Annotated in this window: 16 protein-coding genes; 4 read left to right on the forward strand and 12 right to left on the reverse strand. The window is 64.8% G+C overall.

Annotated elements, in window-relative coordinates:
• Positions 1–16 precede the first annotated feature (16 nt).
• From L6D75_RS16450 to L6D75_RS16465, 4 genes are all read left to right on the forward strand, one after another.
• Positions 17–622: an LPS-assembly lipoprotein LptE gene (locus tag L6D75_RS16450; protein WP_176514836.1), complete on the forward strand. Its 606-nt coding sequence runs from the start codon at positions 17–19 to the stop codon at positions 620–622.
• Between the two features lie 37 nt (positions 623–659).
• A complete protein-coding gene (gene holA / locus L6D75_RS16455) occupies positions 660–1,697 on the forward strand; it encodes a DNA polymerase III subunit delta (RefSeq protein ID WP_176514837.1) in 1,038 nt (345 codons plus the stop codon).
• A 189-nt stretch (positions 1,698–1,886) separates the two neighbouring features.
• Positions 1,887–2,051: an alternative ribosome rescue factor ArfA gene (arfA, locus tag L6D75_RS16460; protein WP_003257578.1), complete on the forward strand. Its 165-nt coding sequence runs from the start codon at positions 1,887–1,889 to the stop codon at positions 2,049–2,051.
• A gap of 60 nt (positions 2,052–2,111) precedes the next feature.
• Positions 2,112–3,428 (forward strand): lytic murein transglycosylase, encoded by a 1,317-nt coding sequence (locus L6D75_RS16465; RefSeq protein WP_176514839.1) that lies wholly within the window; start codon positions 2,112–2,114, stop codon positions 3,426–3,428.
• A 118-nt stretch (positions 3,429–3,546) separates the two neighbouring features.
• On the opposite strand, the gene L6D75_RS16470 is transcribed toward L6D75_RS16465, so the two are convergent.
• From L6D75_RS16470 to nadD, 12 genes are all read right to left on the reverse strand, one after another.
• Positions 3,547–4,485, reverse strand: a complete 939-nt coding sequence (locus L6D75_RS16470; protein ID WP_176513753.1) for a S66 peptidase family protein — start codon at positions 4,483–4,485, stop codon at positions 3,547–3,549.
• Positions 4,486–4,619: 134 nt separating this feature from the next.
• Positions 4,620–5,636, reverse strand: coding sequence for a lipoyl synthase (lipA, locus tag L6D75_RS16475; protein ID WP_236193699.1), 1,017 nt, complete (start codon positions 5,634–5,636; stop codon positions 4,620–4,622).
• 2 nt (positions 5,637–5,638) lie between these two features.
• On the reverse strand, positions 5,639–6,286 hold the full coding sequence (gene lipB / locus L6D75_RS16480; RefSeq protein ID WP_176513750.1) for a lipoyl(octanoyl) transferase LipB: 648 nt from the start codon (positions 6,284–6,286) through the stop codon (positions 5,639–5,641).
• Complete coding sequence (locus tag L6D75_RS16485; RefSeq protein WP_008100495.1) at positions 6,286–6,561, reverse strand: DUF493 domain-containing protein; 276 nt, start codon at positions 6,559–6,561, stop codon at positions 6,286–6,288. Before L6D75_RS16485 ends, lipB begins: the two co-directional genes overlap by 1 nt.
• Positions 6,562–6,635: 74 nt before the next feature.
• Entirely contained in the window at positions 6,636–7,796 is a 1,161-nt protein-coding gene (locus L6D75_RS16490) for a D-alanyl-D-alanine carboxypeptidase family protein (protein WP_016393472.1), read from the reverse strand.
• 291 nt (positions 7,797–8,087) lie between these two features.
• A complete protein-coding gene (locus L6D75_RS16495; RefSeq protein ID WP_176513747.1) occupies positions 8,088–9,089 on the reverse strand; it encodes a septal ring lytic transglycosylase RlpA family protein in 1,002 nt (333 codons plus the stop codon).
• The gene (gene mltB / locus L6D75_RS16500; protein ID WP_176513744.1) at positions 9,089–10,099 is read right to left on the reverse strand and encodes a lytic murein transglycosylase B; all 1,011 of its coding nucleotides are present in this window, start codon (positions 10,097–10,099) and stop codon (positions 9,089–9,091) included. Before mltB ends, L6D75_RS16495 begins: the two co-directional genes overlap by 1 nt.
• A gap of 17 nt (positions 10,100–10,116) precedes the next feature.
• A complete protein-coding gene (gene rodA, locus L6D75_RS16505; RefSeq protein WP_176513755.1) occupies positions 10,117–11,220 on the reverse strand; it encodes a rod shape-determining protein RodA in 1,104 nt (367 codons plus the stop codon).
• Between the two features lie 38 nt (positions 11,221–11,258).
• Positions 11,259–13,148: a penicillin-binding protein 2 gene (mrdA, locus tag L6D75_RS16510; RefSeq protein WP_176513741.1), complete on the reverse strand. Its 1,890-nt coding sequence runs from the start codon at positions 13,146–13,148 to the stop codon at positions 11,259–11,261.
• A 16-nt stretch (positions 13,149–13,164) separates the two neighbouring features.
• Positions 13,165–13,632, reverse strand: coding sequence for a 23S rRNA (pseudouridine(1915)-N(3))-methyltransferase RlmH (gene rlmH / locus L6D75_RS16515; protein WP_008090421.1), 468 nt, complete (start codon positions 13,630–13,632; stop codon positions 13,165–13,167).
• A gap of 6 nt (positions 13,633–13,638) precedes the next feature.
• A complete protein-coding gene (rsfS, locus tag L6D75_RS16520; protein ID WP_176513738.1) occupies positions 13,639–14,070 on the reverse strand; it encodes a ribosome silencing factor in 432 nt (143 codons plus the stop codon).
• A gap of 45 nt (positions 14,071–14,115) precedes the next feature.
• Positions 14,116–14,775: a nicotinate-nucleotide adenylyltransferase gene (gene nadD / locus L6D75_RS16525; protein ID WP_176513735.1), complete on the reverse strand. Its 660-nt coding sequence runs from the start codon at positions 14,773–14,775 to the stop codon at positions 14,116–14,118.
• Position 14,776: the final 1 nt, after the last annotated feature.

The raw sequence follows: 14,776 nt of genomic DNA on the forward strand, positions 1-14,776 counted from the left end.
ACAAGGGAGCAACAACATGATCAAACGCAATCTGCTGGTAATGGGCCTGGCTGTCATGCTCAGCGCCTGCGGTTTCCAGCTGCGCGGCACCGGTACCAACGAGCTGAGCGTCAAGGAAATGGACGTCGGCGCGCGCAATGCCTACGGCCAGACCGTGGTCCAGCTGCGTCAGGCACTCGAGCGCAGCGGCGTCAACGTGCACACCGGCGCGCCTTACCGCCTGGAGCTCACCAACGAGCAGGAAAACCAGCGTTCGGCGAGCTACAGCGGCGGCAGCCGTACTGCTGAATACGAACTCACCACCACCCTCAACTACAGCATCCTGGGCCTGAACAACCTGGAGCTGCTGAGCGACAAGGTTGAAGTGCGCAAGATCTACGTGCGCGACGGCGGCAACATCACCGGTTCCGACCAGGAAGCCAGCCAGGCCCGCGTGGAAATGCGCCGCGAACTGGTGCAGTCGATGATGGCCCGCCTGCAGAACCTGACCCCGACTCAGCTCGACGAGCTGCAGCGCAAGGCTGACGAACGCGCCAAGGCCGAAGCCGACGCACTGGAAGCGGCGCGCCGCCAGCAGGCGGAAACGCCGCAGCAGTCGCCACTGGAAATCCCGGGCCGCTAAGCCCGCACGGGGCACTTCGGTGCCCCTTCCGTTTCCCATGAAACTCGCCCCCGCCCAACTCAACAAGCACCTGCAAGGCGCACTGGCCCCGGTCTACGTGGTCAGCGGCGACGACCCGCTGCTGTGCCAGGAAGCCGCTGACGCCATCCGCAATGCCGCGCGCCAGCAAGGCTTCGATGAACGCCAGGTGTTCAGTGCCGACGCCAACTTCGACTGGGGCACCTTGCTCCAGGCCGGCGCAAGCCTGTCGCTGTTTGCCCAGCGCCGCCTGCTGGAGCTGCGCCTGCCCTCGGGCAAGCCTGGCGACAAGGGCGCTGCAGCACTCATGGAATACTGCGCACGCCCCGCTGAGGACACCGTGCTGCTGGTCAGCCTGCCCAAGCTCGATGGCAGTGCGCAGAAGACCAAGTGGGGCAAGGCGCTGATCGAGGGCGCGCACTGCCAGTTCATCCAGATCTGGCCGGTGGACGCCCAGCAGCTGCCGCAGTGGATCAACCAGCGCCTGGCCCAGGCCGGTTTGTCTGCGCAGCGCGATGCGGTCGACCTGATCGCGGCGCGAGTCGAAGGCAACCTGCTGGCCGCGGCCCAGGAGATCGAAAAGCTCAAGTTGCTGGCCGAAGGCAGCCAGATCACCGTGGAAACGGTGCAGGCCGCCGTGGCCGACAGCGCCCGCTTCGATGTGTTCGGCCTGGTCGATGCCATTCTCAATGGCGAGGCCACCCATGCCCTGCGCATGCTCGAAGGCTTGCGCGGCGAAGGGGTGGAGCCGCCGGTCATCCTCTGGGCACTGGCCCGTGAACTGCGCCTGCTGGCGGGCCTGGCCCAGCAGTTCAGCCAGGGGGTGCCACTGGACAAGGCCTTCAGCCAGGCCCGGCCACCGGTGTGGGACAAGCGCAGGCCGCTGGTCAGCAAGGCCCTGCAGCGCCTCTCGGCGCAGCGTTGGGCGCAGCTGCTGCAAGATGCCCAGCGCATCGATGCGCAGATCAAGGGGCAGGCCGAAGGGTCGCCGTGGACTGGCTTGTCGCGGTTGTCGCTGCTGATGGCCGGCCAACGCCTGGTCTTGCCACCCGAGTAACATTCAAGGCCCTATCGCCGGCAAGCCGGCTCCCACAGGGATAGCACAGGGCCTGAGCATTGTGGTTAACCTGTGGGAGCCGGCTTGCCGGCGATAGGGCCCGGAGCCATAAACACAATCAATTGGCCCTGCCCCCGCTACCGGCCTACAGTCCGCCGCGCAACCCATCCCTCGAGCAGGAACCCCGCCATGAGCAAAAAGCCGAAAAAGCACGGCCCCAACAAGGCCAAGTCGATCATCGCCCAACCGCTGTTCCGCTGCCGCCAGGAACAACCGAACAAGGGCAAAGGCAGCTACCGCCGCGAAGCCTTCCAATCGAGAGATTGGGAGGCTTCTTACTTTTTGGCCGCATGAAAGCATCGCAAGCGCAGGCATGATATGGTCGGCACCTGACCTGAAATTCTGGATCTGTGCATGCCCTTCAGCCTCCTCCCCCGTTGGAAATCCCGCCAGCTCATCGCGGCCTCCAGCTTCATCCTGCTCGTCGCCTGCGCGGAAAAACCCACCGCCGCCGACGCCCTGCCGCTGGCGCCTGCCCAGCCCACGCCGGTAGTGACCCTGCCCAGCGCCACGCCCGACGTCAGCACCGAAATCCAGCCATTGCAGACCTTTGCCCAATGGCAGGCTGGTTTCCGCCAGCAAGCGCTGCAGGCCGGCATCTCGGCCAGCACCTTCGACCGCGCGTTCATTGGCGTCACGCCGGACATGGACGTGATCAAGGCCGACCGCAGCCAGCCCGAATTCACCCGCCCGGTGTGGGAATACCTCGATGGCGCGCTGTCCCCGCTGCGCGTGCGCAACGGCAAGCGCCTGCTGGAGCAGAACGCCGAGCTGCTTTCGCGCATCGAGCAACGCTATGGCGTCGACCGCCAGGTGCTGGTGTCGGTGTGGGGCATGGAGAGCAACTTCGGCCAGTTCCAGGGCAACAAGTCGGTGATCCGTTCGCTTGCCACCCTGGCCTACGAGGGGCGCCGCCCGCAGTTCGCCCAGGACCAGCTGATCGCCGCCTTGCAGATCATCCAGCACGGCGACATCCAGCCTGAAGCCATGCGCGGCTCGTGGGCCGGGGCCATGGGCCAGACCCAGTTCATCCCGACCACCTACAACACCCATGCGGTGGATTTCGACGGCGATGGCCGCCGCGATATCTGGAACAGCACGCCCGATGCCTTGGCCTCGACTGCCCACTACCTGCAGAGCTCTGGCTGGAAACGCGGCCAGCCATGGGGCTTCGAAGTGCAGGTGCCGCAAGGTTTCGACTACTGGCTGGCCGATGGCTCGCTGCGCAAACCGGTCAGCGAGTGGCTGCAGCTGGGCGTGAAGCTGCCGGCGGGCACGCAGTTGCCGGCGGGCAGCAACGAGCTGTCTGCCGCCCTGCTGCTGCCGGCGGGCGCCCGTGGCCCGGCGTTCCTGGTGCTGGACAACTTCCGCGCGATCCTCAAGTACAACAACTCGTCGTCCTATGCGTTGGCGGTGAGCTTGCTGGGCGATCGCTTCTCGGGCTGGGGGTTCATTGCCGGGAACTGGCCGAAGGAAGACTTGCCGCTGAGCCGCAGCGAGCGCATGGAACTGCAGAACCTGCTGAACGCCAGCGGGCATGATGCGGGCAACCCGGATGGCATCATCGGCGCCAACACCCGCAAGGCGATCCGCAATGCCCAACAGGGGCTGGGGTGGCCGGCGGATGGGTATCCGACGCACAAGCTGCTCGATAGCCTGCGCCAACGGTGAGAATGCTGGGGGGCGCTTTGCGCCCCTTTCGCGACACAAGGCCGCTCCTACAAGGCCCACGATTGCCTGTAGGAGCGGCCTTGTGTCGCGAAAGGGCCGCAAAGCGGCCCCGGCGATCTCAAGCCTTGAACAACCCCTGAGCCAACACCAGGCTCCGTGCTTGGCTATCCAGCCTCACCCTGGCCCCCAGCGGCAAGCACACATTCGGATCACAATGCCCACTGCGCCACCCGGCCAGCACCGGCACGCCCAGCGGCCCGAACACCGCCTGCAGCAACGGCGTCATCGCCGCCACGGTAATCCCGGCAAAATCCCCCACCAGCACGCCCCTCACGCCTTCGAGCTTGCCCGCCAGGCGCATCTGGGTCAGCAGGCGATCCACCCGGTACAGCGGCTCGTTGACGTCCTCGATGAACAGGATGCTGCCTTGCGTGTCGATCTCGGCCAGCGTGCCCAGGGTCGCCCCCAGCATCGACAGATTGCCGCCCAGCAACCGCCCACTGGCCACACCCGGTACCACGCAGCTCAAGGCAAACTCGCCAGGATGGGCAATCTCGTCACCCTCCCCCACCAACCCCGACAATTGCGCCAGCAGCGAAGACTCGGTCGGTTGCAGCTTGGCGCCCAGCAGGTCGGCATTGAGCATGCCCCCATGGAAGGTCAGCAAGCCGGTATGCCGGTAGATGGCCGTGTGCAATGCGGTGATGTCGCTGTAGCCGATCAGCGGCTTGGGGTGGCGGCGAATCAGCTCGAAGTCGAGCTTGTCGAGCAAGCGCATGCTGCCATAGCCGCCGCGCATGCACAGGATGGCATCGACAGCCGGGTCGGCGAAGGCGGCGTGCAGGTCATCCAGCCGCTGCTGGTCAGTGCCGGCCAGATAACCCTGGGCCTGCTCGACGCCGGGATAGAGGCGGCAACGGTAACCGCGCTCGGCGAACCACTGGCTGGCCTTCTGCGCATCCAGCCGCGCCGGCCCGGCCGGGGCGACGATGGCAAAGCAGGCATCGCCCGGCAGCGCGGCTGGCAAGCGCGATCCGATGCTTTCAGGGGAATTCATCGTGCAACTCCTTGCAGGTAGAAGGCCGCCCAATATGCAGACGGAAGCGATTCCGACACAGTGGGAACGAGGCCCTAACAAAAATGCCGATGCCGCCTTGCGGCGCACATCGGCATCGGCCACTCGAACCAGGATCAGAGCTTGATCTTGGCCTCGTGGGCTTGCTGGTCAGCATGGTAGGACGAACGCACCAGCGGGCCGGATGCGACGTTCTTGAAGCCCATCTTGTAACCTTCCTCGGCGAACCAGGCGAAGGTGTCCGGGTGCACGAAACGCTGCACCGGCAGGTGGCTGCGCGACGGCTGCAGGTACTGGCCGAGGGTCAGCATGTCGATGTCGTGCTCGCGCATGCGCTGCATCACTTCGATCACTTCCTCGTCGGTCTCGCCCAGGCCGAGCATCAGGCCCGACTTGGTCGGCACGTGCGGCACCAGCTGCTTGAACTTCTGCAACAGGTCCAGCGACCAGTCGTAGTCGGAACCCGGGCGCGCGGCCTTGTACAGGCGCGGTACGGTTTCCAGGTTGTGGTTGAACACATCCGGCGGCTCTTGGGCGGTGATTTCCAGCGCCACGTCCATGCGGCCGCGGTAGTCCGGCACCAGGGTTTCGAGCTGCACGCCCGGCGACAGCGCGCGGATTTCGCGGATGCAGTCGGCAAAGTGCTGGGCACCGCCGTCACGCAGGTCGTCGCGGTCCACCGAGGTGATCACCACGTACTTCAGGCGCAGGTCGGCGATGGCCACGGCCAGGTTCTTCGGCTCGTCCAGGTCCAGCGGCTTCGGCCGGCCGTGGCCGACGTCGCAGAACGGGCAGCGACGGGTGCAGATGTCACCCATGATCATGAAGGTCGCGGTGCCACCGGAGAAGCACTCGCCCAGGTTCGGGCAGGACGCTTCTTCGCACACGCTGTGCAGCTTGTGCTTGCGCAGCAGCTGCTTGATGCGGTCGACCTCCGGGGAAACCGGGATTCGCACGCGGATCCAGTCCGGTTTCTTCGGCAGTTCATCGGTGGGGATGATCTTCACCGGGATGCGCGCGACCTTTTCGGCGCCACGCAGCTTGACCCCAGCTTCCACCTTCTTCGGCGCTGGGCGCGGGGTGGCATCCTGGGTAGGTATCAGGTTCGGCACGGCTTCTTGCACAGTTGTCATATTCAGTCGATTCCGCCCGTGAGGGTCGTCTGCTCAGCGTAGTCGAGGTGCTTGACCAGCTGTCCGCGCAGCCTTGTCCTGACCTCGTCGAGTTCGATCGGGCCTGCCAGGTCACGCAGCTGGGTCATGGCCAGCCCCGCATACCCGCAGGGGTTGATTCGGCGGAATGGCGCAAGGTCCATGTCCACGTTCAGAGCAAGGCCGTGGAAAGAACGGCCATTGCGGATTCGCAGGCCAAGGGAGGCGATCTTCGCTCCATCGACGTAGACACCCGGCGCATCGGGCTTGGCCGCCGCGTGGACGCCGTAGCTGGCCAGCAGGTCGATCAGGGTCTGCTCGATACGGCTGACCAGTTCGCGCACGCCAAAGCCCAGGCGGCGCACGTCCAGCAACAGGTAGGCAACCAGCTGGCCGGGGCCATGGTAGGTCACCTGGCCGCCGCGGTCGGTCTGCACCACCGGGATATCGCCCGGCACCAGCAGGTGCTCGGCCTTGCCGGCCTGGCCCTGGGTGAAGACCGCGGGGTGCTCGACCAGCCAGATTTCGTCCTGGCTGTCCGGGCTACGCTGCTCGGTGAAGCGACGCATGGCCTCCAGCACCGGTTCATAGGGCTGCAGGCCAAGTTCGCGAATACCGAGGCAAAGGGACATCAGAGCACCATTTTCACGATGCCGGTCGCGCGCAGGGCGCTGTTGATATCGTGCAGCTGGTTCTCGCTTTCGGCAACGATGTGCAATTGCACGGTGGTGTACTTGCCTTCCTTGCTCTGGCGCTCGGCCAGGGTGGAAAGGTCGACCTTGGCGTGCTTGCTCAGGACTTCGATCACCATGTCCTTGAAGCCCACCACGGTGTCACCGATGACCTTGATCGGGTAATCGGCGCAGGGGAATTCGATTTTGTGCGACTTGACGTCAGGTTCGCTCATGGCGGAAACGGCCTCGTAAGCCGTGGCAACAACAACGCCCCCGCAAGATCAGCGGGGGCGTGGCAGGTCACGTATCAGTTGAACAACCCGTAGAAGAATAGACGGATGCTATCCCACATACGACGGATGAAACCACCTTCCTCGACACCATCAAGGGCGATCAGGTCGGCGCTGTGAACCACGTTCTCGTCCAGTTTGACTTCCACCTTGCCGATCACGTCACCTTTGGCGATCGGAGCGGTGAGCTGCGGGTTCATGGTCATCGAAGCCTGCAGGCGCTTCAATTGGCCTTTAGGCATAGTCATGGTCAGGTCGTTGGCCAGGCCCGCCTTGACGATGCTGGTCGCGCCCTTCCAGACCGGCGCCTGGGTCAGCTCGGTGCCCTTCTGGTAGAAGGTCTGGGTTTCGAAGAAGCGGAAGCCATAGGTCAGCAGCTTCTGGGTCTCGGCAGCACGGGACTGCTCGCTGTTGGTGCCGAACACCACGGCGATCAGGCGCTGGCCGTCGCGTACCGCCGAAGCCACCATGCAGTAGCCGGCTTCGTCGGTGTGGCCGGTCTTCAGGCCATCGACGGTCTTGTCACGCCACAGCAGCAGGTTGCGGTTCGGCTGCTTGATGTTGTTCCAGAAGAACTCTTTCTGCGAGTAGATCGCATAGTGCGCCGGGTCGACGTCGATGATGGCACGGGCCAGCAGCGCCATGTCGTGGGCCGACGAGTAGTGATCCGGGTTCGGCAGGCCGGTCGGGTTCATGAAGTGGCTGTTGGACATGCCAAGGTCGGCGGCCGTCTTGTTCATCATGTCGGCGAAGGCGTCTTCGCTGCCGGCGATGTGCTCGGACAGGGCCACCGATGCGTCGTTGCCCGACTGGATGATGATGCCGTGCAGCAGGTCGCTGACGGTGACCTGGCTGCCCACCTTGATGAACATGCGCGAACCACCGGTGCGCCAGGCGTTTTCGCTGACGGTGACCGGGTCGTTCTCGCCGATCTGGCCACGACGGATGTCCAGGGTGGCGATGTAGGCGGTCATCAGCTTGGTCAGGCTGGCCGGCGGCAGGCGCTCGTCACCGTTGTTCTCGACCAGCACGTTGCCGCTGGACGCGTCCATGAGTACGTAGGACTTGGCTGCCAGTTGCGGTGGTGCCGGCATCATTTGCTCGGCCGCGAAGGCGGCGGGCGTGATCATCAGCAGTACAGGCAGGCAAAGTCGTTTGGCAAGGTTGGTGATGTTCATCCGTCTCTCGAAAATCGCTAATGGTCTGAGATGTTCCCTGGGCCACATCGTGTGCCCAGCGCCAGTCAGTCTAGTTTTGGTGGCTGCAATGCAGCCCGGCGCAACGCGCAAAAGCTGGCATTGTACATGGCCGGGCCCGGCAATTCATGACAAAACCTGTAGGAGCGGCCTTGCGTCGCGAAAGGGCTGCACAGCAGCCCCGGTACTCTGCGCGATAAGGCATAAATCGGGGCCGCTTTGCGGCCCTTTCGCGACGCAAGGCCGCTCCTACATGACACAGCAGCGCCATTGTCAGTCAGCTGTGACCAGCTTGGCCTGCCCAAGGTTCGCCAGGCGGATGCTGTCTTGCGCCTGCTGGATCTCGCCCTGGCTGTTGATCGGCCCCAGGCGCACCCGGTGCAGGGTCTGCTGGTTACGCACGATGGAGCTGATGAATACCGGCGCACTGACCATGGTGCTGAGCTTGGAGCGCAGCAGTTCGGCGGCGTCCGGGTTGGCGAAGGCGCCCACCTGGAGGAAGCTGCCGCCGTTGGCGCCCGGCACATTGCCGCCGCCCACCTGCACCGGCACCACCGGCGCCGCATGCTGCTGTGGCGGCGGCGTCCATTGCTCGACGCGCCCGGTGGTGGCCGGAATCGCCTGGGTCTGCGCCACCTGAGGCTCCTTCAGCACCAGCGGCGGCTGCTGGCCGCGCTGGGCCCACCATTGCTGCGGGTCGATGCCTTCGACGCGCACGTGGGCGGTGCCGATCTCGGCGTAGCCGAGCTTCTTGGCGGCGGCATAGGAGAGATCGATGATGCGGTCGGAGTAGAACGGGCCACGGTCGTTGACCCGCAGGATCACGCTGCGCCCGTTGGCCAGGTTGGTCACCCGCACGTAGGCCGGCAGCGGCAGGGTCTTGTGCGCCGCGCTCATGCCGTACAGGTCATACAGCTCGCCGTTGGCGGTGTTCTGGCCATGGAACTTGGTGCCGTACCACGAGGCCGTGCCCTCGGCGCGGTAGCTGCGCGAGTCCTGCATCGGGTAGTAGGTCTTGCCCAGCACCGTGTACGGGTTGGCCTTGTAGGCACCGTTGTGCACGGTCGGGGTGGCATCGGGGATCTTGTTGACGTCCACGTCCCACCACGGCGCACCGTCCTTGTGGGCGCGGTTGATGTCCAGGCCCGGCTGCGAGCGCACGGCATTGCCGCTGGCCTTGGTGGTCGGGCGGCTGGACGAACAGCTGACCAGCAGCATGCCGACGGCCATGCAGGTCAGCAGCTTGAAGGTGTTGGCAGAGAAGATTGCGCGCATTACTTGACGCCCCGTGCTTGGACCAGCTGTTCAGCGAGCTGATGCACCGCCATGGCATACATCACGCTGCGGTTGTAGCGCGTGATCGCGTAGAAGTTCTTCAGGCCCATCCAGTACTCGGGGCCGTTGTCGCCCTCCAGGCGGAAGGCGGTAACCGGCAGATCATCGCGCAACGCATCATGACTCGACCAGCCCAGCGCCCGCAACTCCCCGGCCGTGCGGGTCGGCTCGATACCGGTGGTCAGGCCCTCGTCGGCCCGTGCGCCGCTGACATCGGCGCGGCTGACCACCGGCTGGCCGGCCAGCCAGCCGTGGCGCTTGAAGTAGTTGGCGACGCTGCCGATGGCATCGTCGGGGTTGTTCCAGATGTTGATATGGCCGTCGCCGTCGAAATCCACGGCGTAGTTGCGAAAACTGCTCGGCATGAACTGCGGCAGGCCCATGGCACCGGCATAGGAGCCCTTGAGCGTGAGCGGGTCGAGTTGCTCGTCGCGCGCCAGCAGCAGGTACTCGCGCAGCTCCTTGCGGAAGAAGTCGGCGCGCGGCGGGTAGTCGAAGCCCAGGGTCGACAGGGCATCGATGACCCGGTAGTTGCCGGTATTGCGGCCGAAGAAGGTCTCCACGCCGATGATCGAGACGATGTACTGCGCCGGCACGCCGTATTCCTGCTCGGCACGCGCCAGCACCGCCTCGTGCTGGCGCCAGAAGTCCACCCCGCGGGCGATGCGCGCGTCGGTGATGAACATCGGCCGGTAGTCCTTCCACGGCTTGACCCGCTCGGCGGGGCGCGAAATGGCGTCGAGGATCGACTGCTTGCGATGCACCTCGCGGAACACGCCGGTCAATTGTTCGCTGGCAAAACCGTAGTCGCGAGCCATTTCGCTGACGAACTCGGCCACCTGGGGCGAGTTGTCGTAGTCGCCGGCATGGGCCTGCTGGACAGCGCTGAACAGGCCCACCGCGCCGATCCACGGCGCACAACGGGCAGCCCAGTTACGCACTGCTTGCATGAAATTCTTCACCTTATTCAAACCTGTGCGATCCATTTGCGGTGCGTATGGATCGACATCAGAACGCCAAACGCTGACAGCAGCGTCACCAACGAAGTTCCGCCATAGCTGATGAAGGGCAGCGGCACGCCCACCACGGGCAGAAGGCCGCTGACCATACCGATATTGACGAACACGTACACAAAGAAGGTCATGGTCAAGCTGCCCGCCAGCAGCTTGCCGTAGAGAGTCTGGGCCTGGGCTGTGATCATCAGCCCGCGGCCGATCAGCAGCAGGTAGACGATCAGCAGCAGGCAGATGCCGACCAGGCCGAACTCCTCGCCCAGCACGGCGATGATGAAGTCGGTGTGGCTTTCCGGCAAAAAGTCCAGGTGCGACTGGGTGCCCAGCAGCCAGCCCTTGCCGAACACCCCGCCGGAGCCGATCGCCGCCTTGGACTGGATGATGTTCCAGCCAGTGCCCAGCGGGTCGCTTTCCGGGTCGAGGAAGGTCAGTACGCGCTGCTTCTGGTAGTCGTGCATCACGAAGAACCACATGGCCACCGCCACCGGCACCGCCGCCGCCAGCACGCTGATGATCCAGCGCCAGCGCAGGCCGCCCATGAACAGCACGAAGGCCCCGGAGGCGAGAATCAGCAACGCGGTACCCAGGTCGGGCTGGCGGACGATGAGGATGAACGGCATGCCGATCAGCACCAGGCTGATGGCCACGTGCTTGAGCTGTGGCGGCAAGGTGCGCTTGGACAGGTACCAGGCGATCGTCGCCGGCATGATGATCTTCATGAACTCGGAGGGCTGGAAGCGGATCACCCCGGGGATGTTGATCCAGCGCGTGGCGCCCATGGCGTTGTGGCCCATGACGTCCACCACGATCAGCAGGAACACCCCGGCCAGGTAGGCCAACGGCACCCAGCGGGCCATGAAGCGCGGCTCGAGCTGGGCGATGACGAACATCGACACCAGGCCGATGCCGAACGAGGTGGCCTGCTTGAGCAGCAGGTCCCAGTTCTTGCCACTGGCCGAATACAGCACGAACAGGCTGCCGGCCGCGAGGGTCAGCAGAATGACCAGCAACGGGCCGTCGATGTGGATGCGCTGCAGAAAGCTCGCGCGCCGACGCATCACGTCCTCGCTGGAGAGCATGCGATCGAAATTGTTCTTCACGGGGCCGTTTCCTGGGCGACGGTGGCAGGCGCGAATTCTGGCTTGAGCCGGCCGTGCTCATCGAGCAGCCAGGCGTCCATGATCTGTCGCACCACGGGGGCAGCGACGCCGGACCCGGATTCGCCGTTCTCGACCATCACCGACACCACGATCTTCGGATCGTCGGCGGGGGCGAAGGCGACGAACAGGGCGTGGTCGCGGTGGCGCTCCTGAAGTTTGTTGCGGTCGTACTTCTCGCCTTGCTTGATCGCCACCACCTGGGCGGTACCGCTCTTGCCGGCAATGCGGTACTGGGCGCCGGCCGCGGCCTTGCGCGCGGTACCCCGGGCGTTGTGCATCACCTGCTCCATGCCGTGGGTGACCTTGGCCCAGTCGGACTTGTCACGCAGCACGATGTCTTCCATCGGGTTGGGGTCCACCGGCAGCTGGCCTTCGATGGTCTTGGCCAGGTGCGGGCGGTTCCACACACCCTTGTTGGCGATCAGCGCGGTGGCCTGGGCCAGCTGCAGCGGGGTGGCCTGCATGTAGCCCTGGCCGATGCCGAGAATCAGGGTTTCACCCGGGAACCAGGCCTGGCGCCGGGTGGCGCGTTTCCATTCGCGCGACGGCATCAGCCCGGGCGATTCCTCGAACATGTCCAGGGCGACCTTCTGGCCGATGCCGAACTTGTTCATGTAGGTGGACAGCCGATCGATGCCCATCTTGTGGGCAAGGTCATAGAAGTAGGTGTCGTTGGAACGCATGATCGCGGTGTCGAGATCGACCCAGCCATCACCGGTGCGGTTCCAGTTACGGTATTTGTGGTCGTAGTTGGGCAACTGGTAGTAGCCAGGGTCGAACACCCGGCTGCCGGCGTTGACCACACCACTGTCGAGGCCGGCGATGGCCACGGCCGGCTTGATCGTCGAGCCGGGCGGATAGAGGCCGCGCAATACCCGGTTGAACAGCGGCCGGTCGATCGAGTCGCGCAGTTCGGCATAGGCCTTGAAGCTGATGCCGGTGACGAACAGGTTGGGGTCGAAGCTCGGCTGGCTGACCATCGCCAGCACCTCGCCGGTGCGCGGGTCAAGCGCAACGATCGCGCCACGGCGCCCGCCCAGGGCGGCCTCGGCGGCTTCCTGCAGCTTGATGTCCAGGCTCAGCACGATGTCCTTGCCGGGCTTGGGGTCGGTGCGCTTGAGCACGCGCAGCACCCGGCCACGGGCGTTGGTCTCGACTTCCTCGTAGCCGACCTGGCCATGCAGGTCGTCTTCGTAGAAGCGCTCGATGCCGGTCTTGCCGATATGGTGGGTGCCGCTGTAGTTGACCGGGTCGAGGGTCTTGAGCTCTTTCTCGTTGATCCGCCCGACATAGCCGACCGAGTGGGCAAAATGCGCACCCTGCGGGTAATGCCGCACCAACTGGGCCACCACCTCCACGCCTGGCAGGCGGAACTGGTTCACCGCCACCCGGGCGATCTGCTCCTCGTTGAGCTCGAACAGGATCGGCACCGGCTCGAACGGCCGGCGCCCCTGCTTCATGCGTTTCTCGAACAGCGTCCGGTCATCTGGGGTGAGTTCCAGCACTTCGACGATGTTGTCCAGCACTTGCTGCCAGTCCCCCGCGCGTTCGCGGGTCATCGACAGGCTGAAGCTTGGCCGGTTATCGGCGATGATTACCCCGTTGCGGTCGAAGATCAGCCCGCGTGTCGGCGGAATCGGCTGCACGTGCACCCGGTTGTTCTCCGACAGCGTGGAGTGATAGTCGTACTGGATGATCTGCAGGTAATACAGGCGGGCAATCAGCACACAGATCAGCAGCATGATCGCGATCGCGCCGAACACGACGCGGTTGCGCACCAGGCGGGCGTCTTTCTCGTGGTCCTTGAGACGGATCGGCTGCGACATCGGACTGCTTACAGGCTCATTTGTGGTAAGGATGCCCGGACAGCACGGTCCAGGCGCGGTAGATCTGCTCGCCGATCAGTATCCTTACCAACGGGTGCGGCAAGGTCAGCGGTGACAGCGACCAGCGCTGCTCGGCGCGTGCGCAGACCTCCGGCGCCAGCCCTTCCGGGCCGCCCACCATCAAGTTCACCGTACGCGAGTCCAGGCGCCAGCGGTCCAGCTCGGTGGCCAGCTGCTCGGTACTCCAGGGCTTGCCATGGACCTCGAGGGTGACGATGCGTTCCCCCGGCTGCACTTTGCTCAGCATGGCTTCGCCCTCCTGACGGATCAGGCGGGCGACGTCGGCATTCTTGCCACGGGTGTTCAGCGGTATCTCCACCAGCTCGAGCGACAGCTCCTGGGGCAGGCGCTTGGCATATTCATGCCAGCCTTCCTCGACCCACTTGGGCATGCGCGAACCGACCGCGATCAGGCGCAGACGCACAGCGCTTTATTCCCGGTCTTTGAGCTTGTCGGTGAAGTAGTCGCTGGCGTTTTCCGGGCTGTGGTGCTTGGCGTCGGCGGCACGGCTCTGCTCGGCACCCAGCCACAGGCGCTCCAGGTCGTAGAACTGGCGGGCAGCGGCGGTCATCATGTGCACGATGACGTCGTTCAGGTCCAGCAGTACCCAGTCGCTGTCGCCCTTGCCTTCTTCGCCCAGCGGCTGTGCGCCTTCTTTCTTGACCGCTTCACGGACCTTTTCCAGCATCGCGTTGATCTGGCGGTTGGAGGTACCGGTGGCAATGATCATGTAGTCGGTGAGGCTGTGCTTGTCGCGCACGTCGATGACCTGGATGTCCTGGGCCTTGACGTCTTCCAGCGCGCCGATGGTCAGCTTGACCAGTGCTTCGCCGCTGATGCCGTTGTTTTTTTGCTTGCTCATATAAAACTCGTTCAACTCGTTGGATGAGGCGCCCGCAGGGCACCGTCAGTTAGGCACACGATACAGTTCGTGTGCCTCGATGTAGGCCAGTACGGCGTCCGGCACCAGGAACCTCACCGATTTGCCGCTGGCCAGCAGCTGTCGGATCTGTGTAGCCGACACCGCGAGCGGTGTCTGCCAGACGAACGAAATATTTCCCGCCGGGCCGGACATGGCGGTGGGATCGCTCTCGGAGCGCGCAGCCAGCAGGTTGCGCAGCTCGTCAGGGGGTTCGACGTCGGCATCCGGGCGTTGCAGCACCAGGATGTGACAGTGTTGCAGCAATTCTTCCCAGCGGTGCCAGGCAGGCAGGCCGCAAAAGGCATCCCAGCCCAGCACCAGGAACAGCTGGTCAGCGGCGCCCAGTTCGGCGCGGATCGATTCCAGGGTGTCGATGGTGTACGACGGCTTGTCGCGCGCCAGCTCCCGGGCATCGACGCTCAGGCGTTCGACGCCCTGCACCGCTTCACGCACCATCGCCAGGCGATCCTGCGCCGCCACCTGCGGGGTATCGCGGTGCGGCGGCCGGGCGTTGGGCAGCAGGCGCAGCTCATCGAGCGCCATGAACTCGGCCACCTCCAGCGCGCTGCGCAGGTGACCGATGTGCACAGGGTCGAAAGTACCGCCAAGAATGCCGATGCGCCGGACTGCCTGGGCCTTGCTCAAC

The sequence above is a fragment of the Pseudomonas faucium genome (genome assembly GCF_021602585.1).
Taxonomy (GTDB): Bacteria; Pseudomonadota; Gammaproteobacteria; order Pseudomonadales; family Pseudomonadaceae; genus Aquipseudomonas; species Aquipseudomonas faucium.